The organism is Staphylococcus sp. NRL 16/872 (genome assembly GCF_022815905.2).
Lineage (GTDB): Bacteria > Bacillota > Bacilli > Staphylococcales > Staphylococcaceae > Staphylococcus.
The window spans coordinates 1228150-1244486 of the sequence record NZ_CP119327.1 but is presented as its reverse complement, the minus strand read 5'-3'; the positions used below and the strand labels follow the sequence as shown (position 1 = coordinate 1244486).

The window sequence follows — 16337 nt, the reverse complement described above, 5'->3', positions numbered from 1 at the left end:
AGCCATTATACCTAAAATTATATTAAATAAAAAGTAACACCTTAGTAAATAAATAAAATTAAATAATTTAGAAAAAAGAAAAGAACTATTGATAAACCGAAGTTCATCAATAGTTCTGATAAATTAAATATTAAACTAAGATTTTTTCATCATTAGATTTTTTCTCTTTATACACTACTAATTTTCCATTTTCAGATTTCTTCAATTGGCGTTTCTTCATAATGCCCCAAAGTGGAACAGCGATAAAGACTGAAGAGAATACCCCTGAAATTAAACCAATTAATAATGCAAGTGAGAAATTAAATAGACTTCCTGCACCAAAGATTAATATCGCGATAACAACAACTACAACCGTTAATACTGTATTTATAGAACGTGTCATCGTTTGTCTGATTGAACGATTAACAATATCATCAATTTGTTCAGGATCAGTAATCACTTTAATCTTATGTAAGTTTTCCCTTACACGGTCAAACGTAACAATTGTATCGTTAATTGAATAACCTACGATAGTTAAAATTGCTGCAATGAATGTAATATCTACTTCTAATCTGAATAAACTAAATAACGCAACAATAATAAATACATCGTGAAGTAAAGCTAATACAGATGAAAGACCCATTCTCCATTCGAATCTTAATGATACATATATGATGATACCAATAGCTGCAAATATAAGTGCTTTCATAGCATTTTTAGCTAACTCTTGACCAATCATAGGTGATACTGTATTTACAGTTGGTTTATGACCATATTCATCATTCATTTTTTCATTTACTTTAATAACTTCATTTTTAGATAAATCTTTTTTAAATTGAACTGTTGCTTTTTTATTGCCCTCTCCGTTAATTTGAATTTGGTCTGGCGTTAAGCCTAAATCCTTAACTGTGCGCTCTACTTTTGCTTGCGTCAATTTGGTATCAGAATTGATGTCTACACGCGTACCAGCTGAGAAATCGATACCTAAATTTAATTTAAAAATACTTAAAATAATAATACCGACTACTAAAATAAGTACACTTATACTAATTAGTGGTTTAGCTAGTTTAACAAAATCCCATTTTTCGAATGATGTTTTTAAATCATGTACATCTACGCTTTCATTTATATCATGACGGTCTTTTTTCTTAACACCAAATAACCAATATTTCTTTTTGAAATAATTAGATGATACAAGTAATGAAAGTAACCATCTTGATAAGAATACCGCTGTTACGAAGATCATTAAAATACCTAATAGTAACATCGTAGCGAAACCTTTAACTGAGCTTTCACCGAAGAAGAATAACACGCCGGCTGCAATAACAGTTGTTAAGTTTGAGTCAAAGATCGTTAAGAATGAACTTTTGTTTGCCTTGCTATAGGCTTGTTTAAGCGTTCGTCCAATCCTCAATTCATCTTTTATCCGTTCATACATAATGATGTTAGCATCGACTGCCATACCTACACCAAGCACTAGGGCAGCTAAACCTGGTAGTGTAAGCACCCCAGATATAAAGTTAAATGCTACTAGGGTTAAGTAGATATATACCGTTAATGCGATAATCGCAACTAAACCTGGTAATCTGTAGAAACCTACCATGAATAAGTAAATTACAGCAATACCAATGGCAGATGCGAAAATTGTTTTATCCAGTGCATCTTGACCAAATTGAGCACCTACAGAATTTGAATAAATCTCTTTTAAATCAACTGGTAATGACCCAGCGTTAAGTAGTTCTGCAATTTGTTTAGCTCTTTCTACGCCTTTTTGACCATGGAAACCACCAGAAATTTCTACGCTATCTGAATTGATAGGTTGATTAACTGAAGCAGCTGAAACGTATTTACGTTTATCCTCAGGTTTCTCTAATTCTTTATGGTAGCTATCACCTTTTTTATAGTCTAACCAAACTACCATCATGTTTTCTTGCTTTTTAGAAATTTCTTCCGTTACTTTTTTAAACTTAGCACGATCTTTCAATTTAAAAGTAACTGCTGGTTCATTTGTACCTTGCTTAAATTCTTGCTTGGCTGAACCTTGTTCAATATCCTTACCTGTTAATTTAACTTTGTCATCTGCATCACGAATCGTTAAATTTGCTTGAGAAGATAAAATCTTCCGAGCTTCATCCGGATCTTTTACACCAGCTAACTGAACTCTGATACGATCAGGGTCTTCTACTTGAATATGTGGTTCGGAAACACCCAATACATTTACACGATTTTCTAACGTGCGAGCAGTAGATTGTAAAGCTTTATCATCAATCTTTTTACCACCATCAAGTGGTTTGACTTGATAAAGCACCTCGAAACCACCTTGTAAATCAAGACCAAGATTTACGTTCTTAACTACGTTCTTATATGTAAGTCCCATTCCCACAAAGAGGACGACTACAATTAATAAGAATGCAATTATCCTACTAATTTTTTTCACATGAACACCTCATTGTTTACTTATGTAATTAGAATAATCTTTTAATTAACCACGTGCAAGTTAATAAATGATTACATTGTTATAACATGACCTAACTATATTAACATAACACAACATTTAGTGAAATTCAGACCCATATCCATTTTTTAAATTTAGGATCATAGTATTACATTCTTTATCATATTTTAAACCTTAAAAAATTTGATTTATATCTATTTTCATATAAAAAATAGATAATGAAATGAAGTAAAACGGCGCCTGAGGGATAGGTTTTGAATGAACGTAAGTGTTCAACACTTACGTAAGTAGTTCCAAGATGAATAACAAATGACGTTGTTCGCGGGACCCCAGCACAAAGACTTTCGTATAGAAAGTCAACAAACAAAGCAAGCTGGGGACGGGGCCCCAACATAAAGAATTTCGAATAGAAATTCTTTATGTTGGGGTTGAGGAACTTAAGTGTTCAAACACTTACGTAAGAAGTTCTAAGATGAATAACGAATGACGTTGCGCGACTCTTGGCGTTTTTTATTCTTATATTGAACACAAGTGCGCGTGCACTTGCGTAAGGCGTTCTATGATAGATAACGAAACGTAGTTGAGTGACGCCTGAGGGAGCAGGATGAGTGTCGAGACCAAGGCTCGACCCAGCCCCCTAGGCAAGCATCTCAGCTTAAGTGAGTGAATATCTATCTAAGAACGACTTTATAAGACTACAGGCTTAAGCCTTTCCCGCAAGAAAACGTCGCAACAAAATGAGTAATATTCATCTAAGAACTACTTTACAAGACCGCGACTCGACCCAGCCCCCTAGGCAAGCATCTCAACTTAAGTAAGTGAATATTTATCATAGAACACCTTTAATAAAAACCTATACAAAAAATGCCCATAAAGTTTTTAACTTCATGGGCATTCCAAGTTTCAAAGTATGATTACTTTGAAACTTAAATTAATTATGATGGGTCAACTTGTTTAATGGCTGGTTTTTCAAAAGTCATTTCTGTACCATGACCATTTACAGTGATTACTACAGTAGTTTCATCTACAGCTTTAACTGTACCTTTTAAACCACCAATTGTAGTAACACGTTGACCTGATTCAATTCGACTAATCATTTCACGATGCTCTTTCGCACGTTTTTGTTGAGGTCGAATTAAAAAGAAATAAAACACAATAATTAAAATTATTGGTAAAATCAATGCTGAAACGTTCATTATGTTTTCTCCTTACTAAAAGTTTTTAGGGTTCTCTACATTAAGTCCATATTGTTCGAAGAATTCTTCTTTAAAATCAAGTAATCTATCTTCTCTAATGGCCTGTCTAATATCTTCCATTAATTTTAGCAGAAAATGTAAATTATGAATAGTAGTAAGACGGATACCAAAAGTTTCCTCAGCTTTAATTAAATGTCTAATATAAGCACGTGTATAATTCTTACATGTATAACAATCACAATTTTCATCAAGTGGTCTGAAATCATCTGCAAATTTAGCGTTTTTAATGACTAATCTACCATTAGAAGTCATACAAGTACCATTACGAGCAATACGCGTTGGTAAGACACAATCAAACATATCCATACCACGAATACTACATTCGATTAATGCATCTGGAGAGCCAACGCCCATTAAATAGCGTGGTTTATCTTCAGGCATATATTGAACGGTATGTTCTACCATGTCATACATTACAGGTTTCGGTTCACCTACAGATAAACCACCAATCGCATATCCAGGGAAATCAAGTTTAACAAGGTCTTTAGCACTTTGTTCTCTTAAGTCCTTATATTCTCCACCTTGGATAATTCCAAATAATGCTTGATCTTCAGTACGTTTATGCGCTTTAAGACAACGTTCTGCCCATCTCGTAGTACGTTCAATAGAATCTTTAACATATTTATATTCAGAAGGCATAGGTGGACATTCATCGAACGCCATCATAATATCTGAACCTAAATCATTTTGAATTTCCATTGATTTTTCAGGGCTTAAGAATAATTTAGATCCATTTGTATGGTGTCTAAATTCAACGCCCTCTTCTGTAATTTTTCTTAAATTACTTAAACTAAATACTTGGAAACCACCTGAGTCAGTAAGAATTGGCCCATCCCAATTCATGAACTTATGCAAGCCCCCAGCTTGTTTGATGATATCATTTCCAGGTTGTAACCACAAATGATATGTGTTTCCTAGAATGATTTTGGCCTCAATCTGACGTAATTCTTCAGGACTCATTGTTTTAACAGTCGCTTTTGTTCCAACTGGCATAAACATAGGCGTTTCAAATGAACCATGTGGTGTATGCACAATACCTAAACGTGCGCCGGATTGCTTACAAGTTTTAATATGTTCATAAGTAACTGCTGGCATTAGCTTTACCTCTCATTCATTATATAATTAACATTGCATCACCAAAGCTAAAGAATCTATATTCTAATTCCACAGCTTTATTGTATGCATTTAAAATATTTTTCTTACTACTAAATGCTGATACAAGCATAACTAGCGTTGATTTAGGTAGATGGAAGTTAGTAATTAAACCATCTATTGCTTTATATTCGAAACCAGGATAGATAAAAATATCTGTCCAACCACTAACTGCTACAAATTGAGCGTAGTCGCGACGAATTGTTTCTAATGTTCTAGTAGATGTAGTACCAACTGAAATAATGCGATGCCCTTTAGCTTTAGTTTCATTTAATAAATCAGCCGTTTCTTGTGTCATTTGATAATATTCACTATGCATTTCGTGATCATCAATATTTTCTACACTAACTGGTCTAAATGTACCCAATCCTACATGTAAGGTAATGAAAGCAATATTAACGCCTTTTGCTTTTATCTTTTCTAATAATTCATCAGTGAAATGTAAGCCCGCAGTCGGTGCAGCAGCAGAGCCACTTTCTCTCGCATAAACCGTTTGGTAACGATCTGGATCATCTAAGCGTTCTTTAATGTATGGTGGTAACGGCATTTCACCTAGTTCATCAAGACGCTCTTCTAAGATACCATCATAATGCAAGCGCATAATACGTCCGCCTTGGTCTAACTCTTTAATACACTCAGCGACAATTTTCCCTTCACCGAAAGATAATTTATTGCCGACTTTGATTCGTTTAGCAGGTTTTAATAATACTTCCCAATCGTTACCATCAATGCGCGTAAGCATTAACATTTCTACTTTAGCGCCCGTTTCTTCTTTTAGACCAAATAAACGGGCTGGCATAACACGCGTATCATTTAAAACAAGCGTATCACCCGCTTCTAAGTAATCAATGACATCTGTAAAATGTTTATGTTCCATTTCTCCAGATTCGCGCCCTAGTACTAATAAACGACTATGGTCTCTATCTTTTAATGGCGTTTGAGCAATTAACGATTCCGGCAAGTGATAATCAAATTCCTCAACATTCATTTAAATTCCCTCATTCTTTTATATTTTTAAAATGTTCATACGCAAATGCCGTAGCTTTTCTTCCTCTAGGCGTACGTTCAATAAATCCTTTTTGTATTAAAAATGGTTCATAAACATCTTCAATAGTGATACGTTCTTCACCAATGGATACTGCAATCGTATCAAGACCTACAGGGCCTCCATTATATTGATTAATAATACAGTTCATCATTTTATGATCGATGTAATCTAAACCTTCATCATCTACTTGTAAAAGCTGTAATGCTTGTTTAGTTGTCTCAATATAAATTTGTTCATCCTCATTCACTTGTTGGAAATCTCTGACCCTTTTCAAAAGACGATTTGCAACACGAGGAGTCCCACGAGAGCGTTTAGCTAATTCAATTGCACTTTCATCGTCAATCTTGGTTCCTAACACATCTGCAGTACGTATAATAATTTCTTTTAAATCATTCTCATTATAATATTCAAGTCTGAGATGAACGCCAAAACGATCTCTTAAAGGACCGGTTAAACTTCCAGCACGTGTAGTAGCACCTACTAAAGTAAATGGAGGTAAATCAATACGGATACTACGTGCTTCATCACCTTTTCCAATAATAATATCTAAGAAGAAATCTTCCATAGCAGAGTATAGAACTTCTTCTACGACACTACTTAAACGGTGTATCTCATCGATAAATAATACATCACCTGGTTGTAAGCCTGATAATATAGCTGCTAAGTCTCCAGGTCTCTCTAATGAAGGTCCTGAAACAGTACGAATGTTAACTTCCATTTCATTAGCAATAATATTAGATAGCGTCGTTTTACCTAATCCTGGGGGACCAAATAACAACACATGATCAAGCGGTTCTTCACGTAATTTAGCCGCCTTAATAAAAACTTCTAAGTTACTTTTAATAGAAGATTGGCCAATATATTGTTTTAATCTTGTTGGTCTTAATGAATATTCAAAAGATGACTCATCATTGTGTAAAGATTGATCAACCATTCTATCATCCATACTTATCTCCCCCCAGCTATTTAAATTTTTTTATACAAATCTAATTAACCTCGTAATTTATGATACTAAAGTTCTTAAACCTATCTTAACCGCTTCATCCACGGATTCTACATTTTCTTTATTAAGCACTTTTTCAACTTTCGTTAATTCTCTCTTAGAATAGCCTAATGCTTCAAGCGCTAATAAAGCTTCTTTAATTACATTTTCACTCACTGATGCATGACCATCCATTTGGAATAGCGTTTCACTCGTTTCCTCAGTGATTTGAACTTTGCCTTTTAAGTCCAACACAATTTGGCGTGCCGTTTTCTTTCCAATACCAGGAAATTTAGTTAGATACGCATCGTTTTCATTTTCAATAGCGCGTTTGACTTCATTTGGTGTACTTGTAGCTAAAATAGCTAATGCTGATTTAGGTCCTATACCTGTGACCTTTATTAAACTTAAAAACATATCTTTTTCTTCTTCATTAATAAAGCCATATAACAATTGAGCATCTTCTCTAACGATTAATGAAGTATAGATTGTCGCTTCTTTGTTTAAATATTTTTGAAAACGATAAGAATTAGGTGTTTGTATTTCATAACCAATTCCACTAGTTGTTTCTATAACAACATGTGTAGGAAATAATTGTGTTAATTGTCCTTTAATATAAGCGTACATTTTCGACCTTCCTTACATACTCATACTGATTAGTTCTACTTTAGAAACGTGTTCAATATCTCTTAGTGCGATGATAATTTCATCAATAGATTTCGCTGTATCTTTCGCACTTAATGACAACGTGATAGTCGCTTTATCTTCCATAGGCACACTTTGATGAATAGTGAGCACAGACAATTCTAATTTAGAAACTGTATTTAACACTTGTGCAAGCATACCTACAATGTCATTTACGTATAAGATAAGCGTAAATTCACGATGTTCAAGCATTTTCTCATCGACCGGAAAGATGGTTTCTCGGTATTTATAAAATGCACTCCGTGATAAATCAAATTGCTTTACTGCTTCAAAAATGGACAAATTAGGATTATTTTTCAAAGCATCTTTAATTTTTAAAGTTTTTACCACAGATTCTGGTAACACGTCTTCTCGTATTAAATAAAACTTTTTATAATCTTTATTGTCCACTTTAAGCACTCCTATTCTACAAATTCAAATTCTCCACCTAAGATTCTTACGATATCGCCGTTGCTACAACCTCGGTCTCTTAAAGCATCATCAATACCCATTGAACGCATTTGTCGTGCAAATCGTCTTACGGCTGGGTCACTGTTAAAGTCTGTCATTTTGAACATACGTTCAATAGCATTACCACTTACTACATAAGCACCATCATCGTCTCTTGAAATCGTAAATTTATCTTGAGATGGTGTATGTTTATATAGCACTCGGTTAATACCTGCATCTTCGTCTTCATCTATACTAAAGTCGATATCTTTAACTTCTTCTAGTTTATCAGCAATTGTATATAATAATTGATCGATATTATCTCTAGTAATAGTAGAAACTGGAACAATAGTCACGTTGTCTTCAACTTGTTCTTTGAAAAGCGCTAAATTGTCTGAAGCTTCAGGAATATCCATCTTATTAGCTACAATAATTTGAGGTCTATCTTCTAATCTCTGCTTGTAATTGACTAACTCTTTATTTATGATTTGATAATCTTCATAAGGTTCACGACCTTCTGAGCCACTCATATCTATCATATGAACAATTACTTTTGTACGTTCTACATGTCTTAAAAATTGGTGACCTAAACCAACGCCATCAGAAGCACCTTCAATTAATCCAGGCAAATCAGCCATTACAAAACTTCTACTATCCGGAGTTGAAACCACACCTAAATTAGGCTTGATTGTTGTAAAATGATAAGCACCAATTTTTGGTTTAGCTTTAGAAACAATTGATAATAATGTAGATTTACCAACACTTGGGAAACCAACTAAGCCGACATCTGCTAATAATTTAAGCTCTAAAGTAACATCTAATTCTTCCCCTGGTTCACCATTCTCACTGAAATCTGGTGCAGGGTTTCTAGGTGTAGCAAAACGTGAATTCCCACGTCCTCCTCTACCACCTTTTGCGATGATAGCTCTTTGTCCATCTTCAACCAAGTCTGCTAAAACTTCATCAGTATCTACACTTTTAATAATTGTACCTGGGGGCACTTTTAAAACTAAGTCTTCAGCATTTTTACCATGCATATTACTACTTTGCCCGTTTTCACCTTTTTTCGCTTTAAAATGACGTTGATATCTGAAGTCTAATAACGTTCTTAATCCTTCATCAACTTCAAATACAACAGAAGCACCTTTACCTCCGTCGCCACCAGCTGGACCTCCAAATGGTACATATTTCTCTCTACGATATGCTGTGATACCATTACCTCCATCACCAGCTTTAAGAGATATTTTAACTTGATCGACAAACATATATCTCACCTCTTTTACATTTAATTCATCAATGACAATATTATATCATTAAGTATAAAATTCATATAAATAAACAAATTGTGTTTTAAACAAAATAAAACACCAGAAGTATTCACTTCTGGTGTTAACTAGACAAAATTATTCAGCTACTGTGTATACAGAAACTTGTTTTTTGTCGCGACCTTTACGTTCGAAACGAACAACGCCGTCGATTTTAGCGAATAATGTATCATCGCCACCACGACCTACATTTTCACCAGGATAAATTTTAGTACCACGTTGACGATATAAGATTGAACCGCCAGTAACGTATTGACCGTCAGCACGTTTAGCACCTAAACGTTTTGATTCAGAGTCACGTCCGTTTTTTGTAGAACTTACCCCTTTTTTAGATGCGAAGAATTGTAAGTTTAATTTTAACATCGGGATACACCTCACTTGTAATTTAATCTGATATTTTCATTATATTCATCTTCAATAGTTTGTAAAGAAACTAACATCGCTTGTAGGATGAGCTGAGCTTGTTCATTATTTGTATCTACACTTCTAATATGAAAATGACCACCGTCATCATCATAATCAATGTCAGGCTTTTCCGAAGTTAAACCTAGAATAGCATTAACGCTACCAAATAACACTGCCGAAGCACCTGCGCAAACAATGTCATGACCATATTCGCCATGATTAGCATGGCCATCCATAATCACATCTGTTACCTTACCATCTTCATTTATTGAAATATCAACAGTTATCATAAGAATTAAGCGTTGATTTTATCAATAGTTAATTTAGTATAAGGTTGACGATGTCCTTTTTTACGTTTAGAGTCTTTACGACGTCTATAAGTGAAAACAGTAATTTTTTTACCGCGTCCTTGTTTATTAACTGTAGCAGTTACAGTAGCACCTTCAACTGTTGGCGCACCAACTTTAACTGAATCGCCACCTACAAATAAAACTTTATCGAATGTGAATGAATCACCTTCATTAACATCTAATTTTTCAACGAAGATTTCTTGACCTTCTTCTACTTTAATTTGTTTACCGCCTGTTTCGATAATAGCAAACATACTTTGCACCTCCTATATTATAAGTCACGCCATATACAGGTGACCTGTTAAATAAGTACTTAAACCTGTATGTGAGCGGTTGTATGTAGCTATAAAACTACTCAACTACTGCATCTTACCATTCCTATATCTTACTGTCAATCTTGTTTTGTGTTTTTTTAATAAATTTGAGAAAGATTGTATATGATATGAGTAAGAGTAAGGTATTTAATATTATAGTTGGTAATAAACGCAATAATAAGAAATGTAAAATATCAAATTGAACAAATCCAATAATTGTATAAATAAAGGCAATATAAATTTCAAAAAGTATCACAGCACATAAATTGAATACAAATATCATAGTATAATCTCTGTAAAAGACTTTAATAAATTTATCGAAAAGCAAGGTTAAAACTAAATATCCAAACATATATAGTCCATATATACTACCTAAATAAATATCTGTAATAATTCCTAAAAATACGCCAAGTAATAAAGCTACACCTAAACCACGATATATGTCTAATAATAATATAAACATGAGTGTTAAATGTGGAACTAAAATAAATTGTAAATTACCAATATGCATAGGAATAATTAGGCCGATAACGATATCTATATAGAAAAGTATGACGCTAATAATCAAATAAGATATAACTCTCATTATTACTCCCCGCTTTCTTCTGGAGCACTTTTAGCATCTCGCTTAGCAATATACACATGGTTAACTTGAGATAAATTGGCGCCTGTTTTCACTCTTACTTCTTTAGCTAATCCATATTCATCATTTTCTACCTTAGTAACTTCCCCTATGTATAAATCACTTGGCAACTGATCAGCTAATCCACTTGTAACTACCTTATCGCCTTTTGATATTTTATCTTTATTATTAACATTACTAATAATAAGTTCTTGGCTTTTTTTATCATAGTGATCAATTAAGCCAAATACATTACTAGAGCCATGTTGAATATTAACTGATAATTTACCTGTTCTCGTATTTGTAGATAATAAGTCTACTTGTGAAGAAAATTGATTAACTTTAGTTACCCTACCAATTAATCCATCAGCTGTCATTACAGCCATATTATTTCCAACACCAGCTTTTTTACCTTTATCTATAATGACTGTATTCATCCATTGATCAGGATTGCGCGCAATAACAGCCCCTGATATTGCGTCATATTTAGAAATGTCACTCATATGTAATTCTTTCTTTAAATCTTTATTTTCCGCTTCTAATTTTTCATTTTTAGCTTCTAATTTGCTAATTTTTTTATTGTCAGTTGTTTTAGATGAGCTAAAAATATTATTTATTGCTCCAGTCACAAAATTAACGGGATAACTGATAACTCTTTGTCCAAATGAAACAGAATCCCCTACGTATTGTTCCGGAGGTGATTGAGTTTGCGAACGAATGGACAAACCAATCAGTGCAATAAAAATTATAATTGCACAAAAAACAACAATCAATTTGTTATTTTTGAAAAACTTTTGCACTCACAACACCTCTACCAATTGTTATTTAAATTGTCTTTTATTATTTTATATTACTCTATAACCTAAATAAAGCACTAAATGCTTATCTTTTATGCAATTTTAATATAAATATAAAAATAGAGGTTTGATATATCCTGCTTAAAACACCTTTAAATCGATGTATTAAGCACCGTAATATCAAACCTCATACCATATTATTATTTTTCTTTATCGGAATTTTGTTTTTTTTCATCTTCGCTATATAACGTTTCATCTTTTCTCCATTTAGCGAATAAGTTTTGTGCTTTGGCTTGTTCATTTGCTTGCTTTTCTTTAGATTGTTCTGACATATATCACACCAACCTTTGATTTTTTATCTCTATTAAAACTGTAACGTATTTAATTTTTCATTTCAAATAGTTGATTTAAGCTATTTATTAATAAGCACTCTGCGGTTTGAGTTCAATTCTTTGTCCCATTCGATTTAAATCTTGTTCCATTTCAATTTCAGTACTATATACTCTTATTGAATCACTACCAAATTTATAAACGATAAACTTATCCTCTCTTTGACCAGCAATGTAATTATCATTATATCCCATTCTACCAAGTCCTGAAACGGCCATAAATTCATTCTTATCAATTAGTTTAAATACGTTTCTCGTTTGGCTTGGGGGAATATTTTCTAATAAATCGTTGTCCTCTAATACATAACGCTTACCGTTTGTAGGATATTGATTATCACTTTGATTATATTGATCGCTTATAGGCGCATTTGTAGGAGGATGATTAATTGGATTCCATTCTTGTTCTCTTAAGAAAGGAGCATATTTTAATGCAATATAGACAATACAAATAATAGCTATAACTGCAACAATATTTTTTATGAGACTCAGAATAAATCGCATTACTTTCCCTCCTAATTAAATCCTATTTATTATAAATAAACCTTGAATAATATTCATCAGTCTTGAGAACTAGTCAACCTCATACCCAAAGTATGATAGGTTTTTATGCTAAAATGAATTACAATAATATTATATTGTAATTGATAAATTTTTTAGTGAGGTGTGTGAACATGCATATTCTTACAATTATATTAATAGCATTATTAGTTATCTTATTATTTAAAGTAGGATTTGCCATTTTAAGATTCCTAATCTCTGCTGCTTTAGTCATTTTATGTCTTTATTTAGGTTATCAAGGTGTTCTTTGGATTCTCGAAAATTTCCAAACACTCACAGCCTATATCTGATAAAACAGAAATGCTAGCTAAGTATCTAACCTTAATTTGTAGATGACTTAGCTAGCATTTATTTATTTTTTAAACGTGTGCGTTAAATAATTACAGAGTTTAAATGTACCCACCAAGAGTAATCCCCAAATGATACCAGTTACAATCCCTCCAACTAATAATGTAAAGATATTTATTTTTTGATGACTAATGGATACTCCTAAAATTGAAAATACTACAAAACCTATGACAGATAATCCTACTGTTATTAATACTTCTTTAAAATGTATCGATTGTTGTTTTACATTTAGTCTAATGACATAAATGATTGGCAATAATATACCAATAATCAAAAAGATTGTCATAGTACACCTCTTAACATTGTATTAAAACCTTATTATACAAAAAGTTATTTAGTCATACTATAACGAGTTTCAATTATCCTTTACTCAAAATACCCTTCTTCTACTAAGCTAGTAAATTTTTGGTCACCTATAATAATATGATCTAATAAATCTATACCGAGAATATGACCACATTCTTTTAATCGGATAGTGGTTGCAATGTCTTCTTTAGATGGTGTTACATCACCAGAAGGATGATTATGTACTACGATAATTGCATTACTAGACGCCCTAATTGCCGCATTGTACACCTCTCTGGGATGTATTACTGAGGAATTCAATGTTCCTTTGTAAATAATTTCTTCTTTTATTACAACATTTTTCGAATTTAAAAATAATGCTACAAAATGTTCTTGAGTTAAATCTTTCATCTTAGCCATCATCATATCCGCTACATCTTTAGGAGATTTAATTTTAACCTTTTCAAGCGTACTTCTTGTGTTCATTCTTTCTCCTAATTCAAACGCTGCCTTTAAAGTAGTTGCCTTATAAGTCCCAATACCTTTTATTTTCACTAAATCATCAACTGATAATTGCTTTAGTTCTTTTAAATTTGGATATTTGTTCATAATGTCATTTGCTATGTCAATACTAGAATAGCCCTGGCGTCCAGTATTAATTAAAATCGCCAGCAATTCACTATTTGATAAACTTTTTGCTCCTTGTTGAATGAGTCGCTCTCTAGGTAATTCACTTGTCGCCATGTCCTTAATTTTCAAAAAATCAACCTTTCTATAAATAAATTAAAAAATATGGATAGAAATAACTTGTTAAAAGATAACCAAGAAAGATAAAAGGAATGAATGGAAGATTTGATCCTCTTTTATTTAAAATTGAGATAAGAGAAAAAGGTATTGCTATTGCTATAGAAAAAAGAAGAAAAATGCAGAAGAAATGGTATGGATAAAATAGTGATAGCATACTAAGTAAAAGAATATCTCCATAACCAATTTGCTTAGGTACAATAACAAAACAAGCATGTAATATTGAAAAGAAAATAAAAAAAGTAAATATATAAATGTGTGCTATAAAGAAAGAAATAATAAATAATACAACTATAAGATTCACATTGATAGTCTTTGTATCAATGTCATAAAAAGACATAGTCAATAAAAAAAGATAGGTAGTTAAAAATAAAGGGAAATATAGATTAGGAATAAAGTAAGATGAGAATGGGATAATTAAAAATGCTAATAGTTCACCTATAAAATAGTTTTTATTAAGTTGATAGCCACAACAATTAGATCGCCCTTTTAAGCAAATAAAACTTATGATTGGTAAAAGTTCAAACCATTTTAATGGTTGGTGACAATTGTCGCATTTGGATCGTAATTTAAAATAACTGAAAGAGAGTTTGTTGATTGAGCTCAGTTGATATAAATAACTAAAGAGGACACTACATAAGTAAGAAAGTATAAACATGGAACATCTCCTTTCTCTTATTGTAGCAAAAATTCCATAAAAGTAAACTGTATAATTTTATTAATATATAATTATGTTATAAAAATTTATAAATTTCTTACTTCAATATCCTAAATTTTAGTTTCTGCAAATAAATTCAATATAAAAACCACTTAATAAACGCCTATGTTTAAAATAGTACGTTATTAAGTGGTTAATGAATGTTATAACATTTTAAAATTGCGTCTTAGCTTTTACTTCACTAATGAAATATAAGCTTCCGGTAATTAGTAATCCGTCGCCTTCATACTGATTTATAAACTCAACATAGTTATCGATAAATTGAATATTGTCAGTATTAACACTTTCGGCGAGTTCTTCTTTACTAAGTGCTTTAGGAAAGTCGAATTCTGTAAAATAAATTGTCTTCGCTACTTCTGATAACTTATTTAACATACCTGAAACCGGCTTACCTTTGATAGCTGAAAATAAAATGTCCATTTTAGTCCCATAATAATTTTTAATTGTGTCTATTAAAGCCTCCACACTTTCATTATTATGTGCACCATCGATAATAATTAATGGATTTTCTTTAACTTGCTCAATTCGTCCAGTCCATGACACGCTCTCAATGGCATCAATCATTTTATTGAAATCTAATTCAATTACATTTTCTTCGTTAAGTTCGATTAATGCAGTAATGGCTAATGCAGCATTTTCTTTTTGATGATCACCTAACATATTTAAGATAATCGTTTCTAATTCATAATCTTTATAACGGTAAGTAAATTCGTCTTCTTGAGAAAGGACTACAATTTCACGATCTAATTCCATAGGTTTGGCATCGTTATTTTCAGCTAAATCACGAATATACTTAAGCGCTTCTTCATTTTTCACCGCATATATTACTGGCGTATTAGGTTTAATAATCGCGCCTTTATCTTTTGCGATATCTAAGTAAGTATTGCCTAAAATATCTGTATGATCTAGACCAATGCTCGTTAAAATTGAAATAATTGGTTTGAAAACATTGGTAGAATCATTTTTAATTCCTAAACCAGCTTCAACTATTACGAAATCAACGGGATGAATTTCTCCGAAGTATAAGAACATCATAGTCGTAATAATTTCAAATTCTGTAGCGCCACCTAGCTCAGTTTCTTGCTCTAATGCCTCACTTACAGGTTTGACGCGTTCGACTAATTCTACTATTTCATCATTTGTAATGGGATGGCCATTTAAGCTTATTCTTTCATTAAATGTTTCAATAAATGGTGAAGTAAACGTACCTACTTCATAACCATTTTCAACAAGAGCGGCTCTTAAATAAGCAACTGTAGAGCCTTTACCATTTGTACCACCAACATGAATGCCTCGAATATTTAATTGAGGGTTGTTCAAACGATCTAGCATCCATTCCATTCTTTTTACACCTGGCTTGATACCAAATTTTGTTCGTTCATGTATCCAATACAAACTATCTAGGTAATTCATTGG

At 32.4% G+C, this 16337-nt stretch carries 20 protein-coding genes and 1 other annotated feature; of the genes, 1 reads left to right on the top strand and 19 read right to left on the bottom strand.

Annotation, left to right across the window (positions count from 1 at the left end):
• Nucleotides 1–130 precede the first annotated feature (130 nt).
• The 15 genes from secDF to MT340_RS06185 form a co-directional block, all read right to left on the bottom strand.
• Nucleotides 131–2416 (bottom strand): protein translocase subunit SecDF, encoded by a 2286-nt coding sequence (secDF, locus tag MT340_RS06255; protein WP_243603680.1) that lies wholly within the window; start codon nucleotides 2414–2416, stop codon nucleotides 131–133.
• 953 nt (nucleotides 2417–3369) lie between these two features.
• On the bottom strand, nucleotides 3370–3630 hold the full coding sequence (gene yajC / locus MT340_RS06250; RefSeq protein ID WP_103298268.1) for a preprotein translocase subunit YajC: 261 nt from the start codon (nucleotides 3628–3630) through the stop codon (nucleotides 3370–3372).
• Between the two features lie 15 nt (nucleotides 3631–3645).
• On the bottom strand, nucleotides 3646–4785 hold the full coding sequence (gene tgt, locus MT340_RS06245; RefSeq protein ID WP_243589210.1) for a tRNA guanosine(34) transglycosylase Tgt: 1140 nt from the start codon (nucleotides 4783–4785) through the stop codon (nucleotides 3646–3648).
• A gap of 19 nt (nucleotides 4786–4804) precedes the next feature.
• Nucleotides 4805–5830: a tRNA preQ1(34) S-adenosylmethionine ribosyltransferase-isomerase QueA gene (gene queA, locus MT340_RS06240; RefSeq protein ID WP_243589209.1), complete on the bottom strand. Its 1026-nt coding sequence runs from the start codon at nucleotides 5828–5830 to the stop codon at nucleotides 4805–4807.
• Between the two features lie 10 nt (nucleotides 5831–5840).
• Nucleotides 5841–6836, bottom strand: coding sequence for a Holliday junction branch migration DNA helicase RuvB (gene ruvB / locus MT340_RS06235; RefSeq protein WP_103328454.1), 996 nt, complete (start codon nucleotides 6834–6836; stop codon nucleotides 5841–5843).
• A gap of 57 nt (nucleotides 6837–6893) precedes the next feature.
• Nucleotides 6894–7499: a Holliday junction branch migration protein RuvA gene (gene ruvA / locus MT340_RS06230; RefSeq protein ID WP_243589208.1), complete on the bottom strand. Its 606-nt coding sequence runs from the start codon at nucleotides 7497–7499 to the stop codon at nucleotides 6894–6896.
• 12 nt (nucleotides 7500–7511) lie between these two features.
• On the bottom strand, nucleotides 7512–7967 hold the full coding sequence (locus MT340_RS06225) for an ACT domain-containing protein (protein WP_103328456.1): 456 nt from the start codon (nucleotides 7965–7967) through the stop codon (nucleotides 7512–7514).
• A gap of 11 nt (nucleotides 7968–7978) precedes the next feature.
• A complete protein-coding gene (gene obgE / locus MT340_RS06220; protein ID WP_243589207.1) occupies nucleotides 7979–9271 on the bottom strand; it encodes a GTPase ObgE in 1293 nt (430 codons plus the stop codon).
• 138 nt (nucleotides 9272–9409) lie between these two features.
• Nucleotides 9410–9694 carry a 50S ribosomal protein L27 gene (rpmA, locus tag MT340_RS06215; protein WP_103328457.1) on the bottom strand — a complete coding sequence of 95 codons (285 nt, stop codon included), beginning with the start codon at nucleotides 9692–9694 and terminating at the stop codon, nucleotides 9410–9412.
• An 11-nt stretch (nucleotides 9695–9705) separates the two neighbouring features.
• Nucleotides 9706–10026: a ribosomal-processing cysteine protease Prp gene (locus MT340_RS06210; protein ID WP_126567047.1), complete on the bottom strand. Its 321-nt coding sequence runs from the start codon at nucleotides 10024–10026 to the stop codon at nucleotides 9706–9708.
• Nucleotides 10027–10031: 5 nt separating this feature from the next.
• On the bottom strand, nucleotides 10032–10340 hold the full coding sequence (gene rplU, locus MT340_RS06205) for a 50S ribosomal protein L21 (RefSeq protein WP_103328459.1): 309 nt from the start codon (nucleotides 10338–10340) through the stop codon (nucleotides 10032–10034).
• Nucleotides 10341–10352: 12 nt separating this feature from the next.
• Nucleotides 10353–10431, bottom strand: a sequence feature (ribosomal protein L21 leader region).
• 33 nt (nucleotides 10432–10464) lie between these two features.
• The gene (gene mreD / locus MT340_RS06200; protein WP_243589206.1) at nucleotides 10465–10986 is read right to left on the bottom strand and encodes a rod shape-determining protein MreD; all 522 of its coding nucleotides are present in this window, start codon (nucleotides 10984–10986) and stop codon (nucleotides 10465–10467) included.
• A 2-nt stretch (nucleotides 10987–10988) separates the two neighbouring features.
• Nucleotides 10989–11822 carry a rod shape-determining protein MreC gene (gene mreC, locus MT340_RS06195; RefSeq protein WP_243603679.1) on the bottom strand — a complete coding sequence of 278 codons (834 nt, stop codon included), beginning with the start codon at nucleotides 11820–11822 and terminating at the stop codon, nucleotides 10989–10991.
• Between the two features lie 197 nt (nucleotides 11823–12019).
• A complete protein-coding gene (locus MT340_RS06190; RefSeq protein ID WP_272108709.1) occupies nucleotides 12020–12151 on the bottom strand; it encodes a hypothetical protein in 132 nt (43 codons plus the stop codon).
• Nucleotides 12152–12238: 87 nt separating this feature from the next.
• The gene (locus MT340_RS06185) at nucleotides 12239–12709 is read right to left on the bottom strand and encodes a DUF4930 family protein (RefSeq protein WP_243589204.1); all 471 of its coding nucleotides are present in this window, start codon (nucleotides 12707–12709) and stop codon (nucleotides 12239–12241) included.
• A gap of 170 nt (nucleotides 12710–12879) precedes the next feature.
• On the opposite strand from MT340_RS06185, the gene MT340_RS06180 reads away from it, so the two are divergent.
• Nucleotides 12880–13056, top strand: coding sequence for a hypothetical protein (locus MT340_RS06180; RefSeq protein ID WP_243589203.1), 177 nt, complete (start codon nucleotides 12880–12882; stop codon nucleotides 13054–13056).
• A 62-nt stretch (nucleotides 13057–13118) separates the two neighbouring features.
• Here MT340_RS06180 and MT340_RS06175 read toward each other — a convergent pair whose 3' ends face one another.
• From MT340_RS06175 to MT340_RS06165, 4 genes are all read right to left on the bottom strand, one after another.
• Entirely contained in the window at nucleotides 13119–13400 is a 282-nt protein-coding gene (locus MT340_RS06175) for a hypothetical protein (RefSeq protein WP_243589202.1), read from the bottom strand.
• 80 nt (nucleotides 13401–13480) lie between these two features.
• On the bottom strand, nucleotides 13481–14158 hold the full coding sequence (radC, locus tag MT340_RS06170; protein WP_243603678.1) for a RadC family protein: 678 nt from the start codon (nucleotides 14156–14158) through the stop codon (nucleotides 13481–13483).
• A 13-nt stretch (nucleotides 14159–14171) separates the two neighbouring features.
• Nucleotides 14172–14861 carry a prepilin peptidase gene (locus MT340_RS12880; RefSeq protein ID WP_481906658.1) on the bottom strand — a complete coding sequence of 230 codons (690 nt, stop codon included), beginning with the start codon at nucleotides 14859–14861 and terminating at the stop codon, nucleotides 14172–14174.
• Between the two features lie 213 nt (nucleotides 14862–15074).
• Nucleotides 15075–16334 carry a bifunctional folylpolyglutamate synthase/dihydrofolate synthase gene (locus MT340_RS06165; protein ID WP_243589200.1) on the bottom strand — a complete coding sequence of 420 codons (1260 nt, stop codon included), beginning with the start codon at nucleotides 16332–16334 and terminating at the stop codon, nucleotides 15075–15077.
• Between the last annotated feature and the right edge of the window lie 3 nt (nucleotides 16335–16337).

Coding starts and splice junctions, on each gene's coding strand:
- MT340_RS06175 (WP_243589202.1), bottom strand. CDS start 13,400: ATGACAATCTTTTTGATTATTGGTATATTATTGCCAATCATTTATGTC.
- ruvB (WP_103328454.1), bottom strand. CDS start 6,836: ATGGATGATAGAATGGTTGATCAATCTTTACACAATGATGAGTCATCT.
- MT340_RS06180 (WP_243589203.1), top strand. CDS start 12,880: ATGCATATTCTTACAATTATATTAATAGCATTATTAGTTATCTTATTA.
- obgE (WP_243589207.1), bottom strand. CDS start 9,271: ATGTTTGTCGATCAAGTTAAAATATCTCTTAAAGCTGGTGATGGAGGT.
- mreD (WP_243589206.1), bottom strand. CDS start 10,986: ATGAGAGTTATATCTTATTTGATTATTAGCGTCATACTTTTCTATATA.
- MT340_RS12880 (WP_481906658.1), bottom strand. CDS start 14,861: ATGTTTATACTTTCTTACTTATGTAGTGTCCTCTTTAGTTATTTATAT.
- MT340_RS06190 (WP_272108709.1), bottom strand. CDS start 12,151: ATGTCAGAACAATCTAAAGAAAAGCAAGCAAATGAACAAGCCAAAGCA.
- queA (WP_243589209.1), bottom strand. CDS start 5,830: ATGAATGTTGAGGAATTTGATTATCACTTGCCGGAATCGTTAATTGCT.
- MT340_RS06165 (WP_243589200.1), bottom strand. CDS start 16,334: ATGAATTACCTAGATAGTTTGTATTGGATACATGAACGAACAAAATTT.
- yajC (WP_103298268.1), bottom strand. CDS start 3,630: ATGAACGTTTCAGCATTGATTTTACCAATAATTTTAATTATTGTGTTT.
- rpmA (WP_103328457.1), bottom strand. CDS start 9,694: ATGTTAAAATTAAACTTACAATTCTTCGCATCTAAAAAAGGGGTAAGT.
- tgt (WP_243589210.1), bottom strand. CDS start 4,785: ATGCCAGCAGTTACTTATGAACATATTAAAACTTGTAAGCAATCCGGC.
- MT340_RS06210 (WP_126567047.1), bottom strand. CDS start 10,026: ATGATAACTGTTGATATTTCAATAAATGAAGATGGTAAGGTAACAGAT.
- ruvA (WP_243589208.1), bottom strand. CDS start 7,499: ATGTACGCTTATATTAAAGGACAATTAACACAATTATTTCCTACACAT.
- MT340_RS06185 (WP_243589204.1), bottom strand. CDS start 12,709: ATGCGATTTATTCTGAGTCTCATAAAAAATATTGTTGCAGTTATAGCT.
- rplU (WP_103328459.1), bottom strand. CDS start 10,340: ATGTTTGCTATTATCGAAACAGGCGGTAAACAAATTAAAGTAGAAGAA.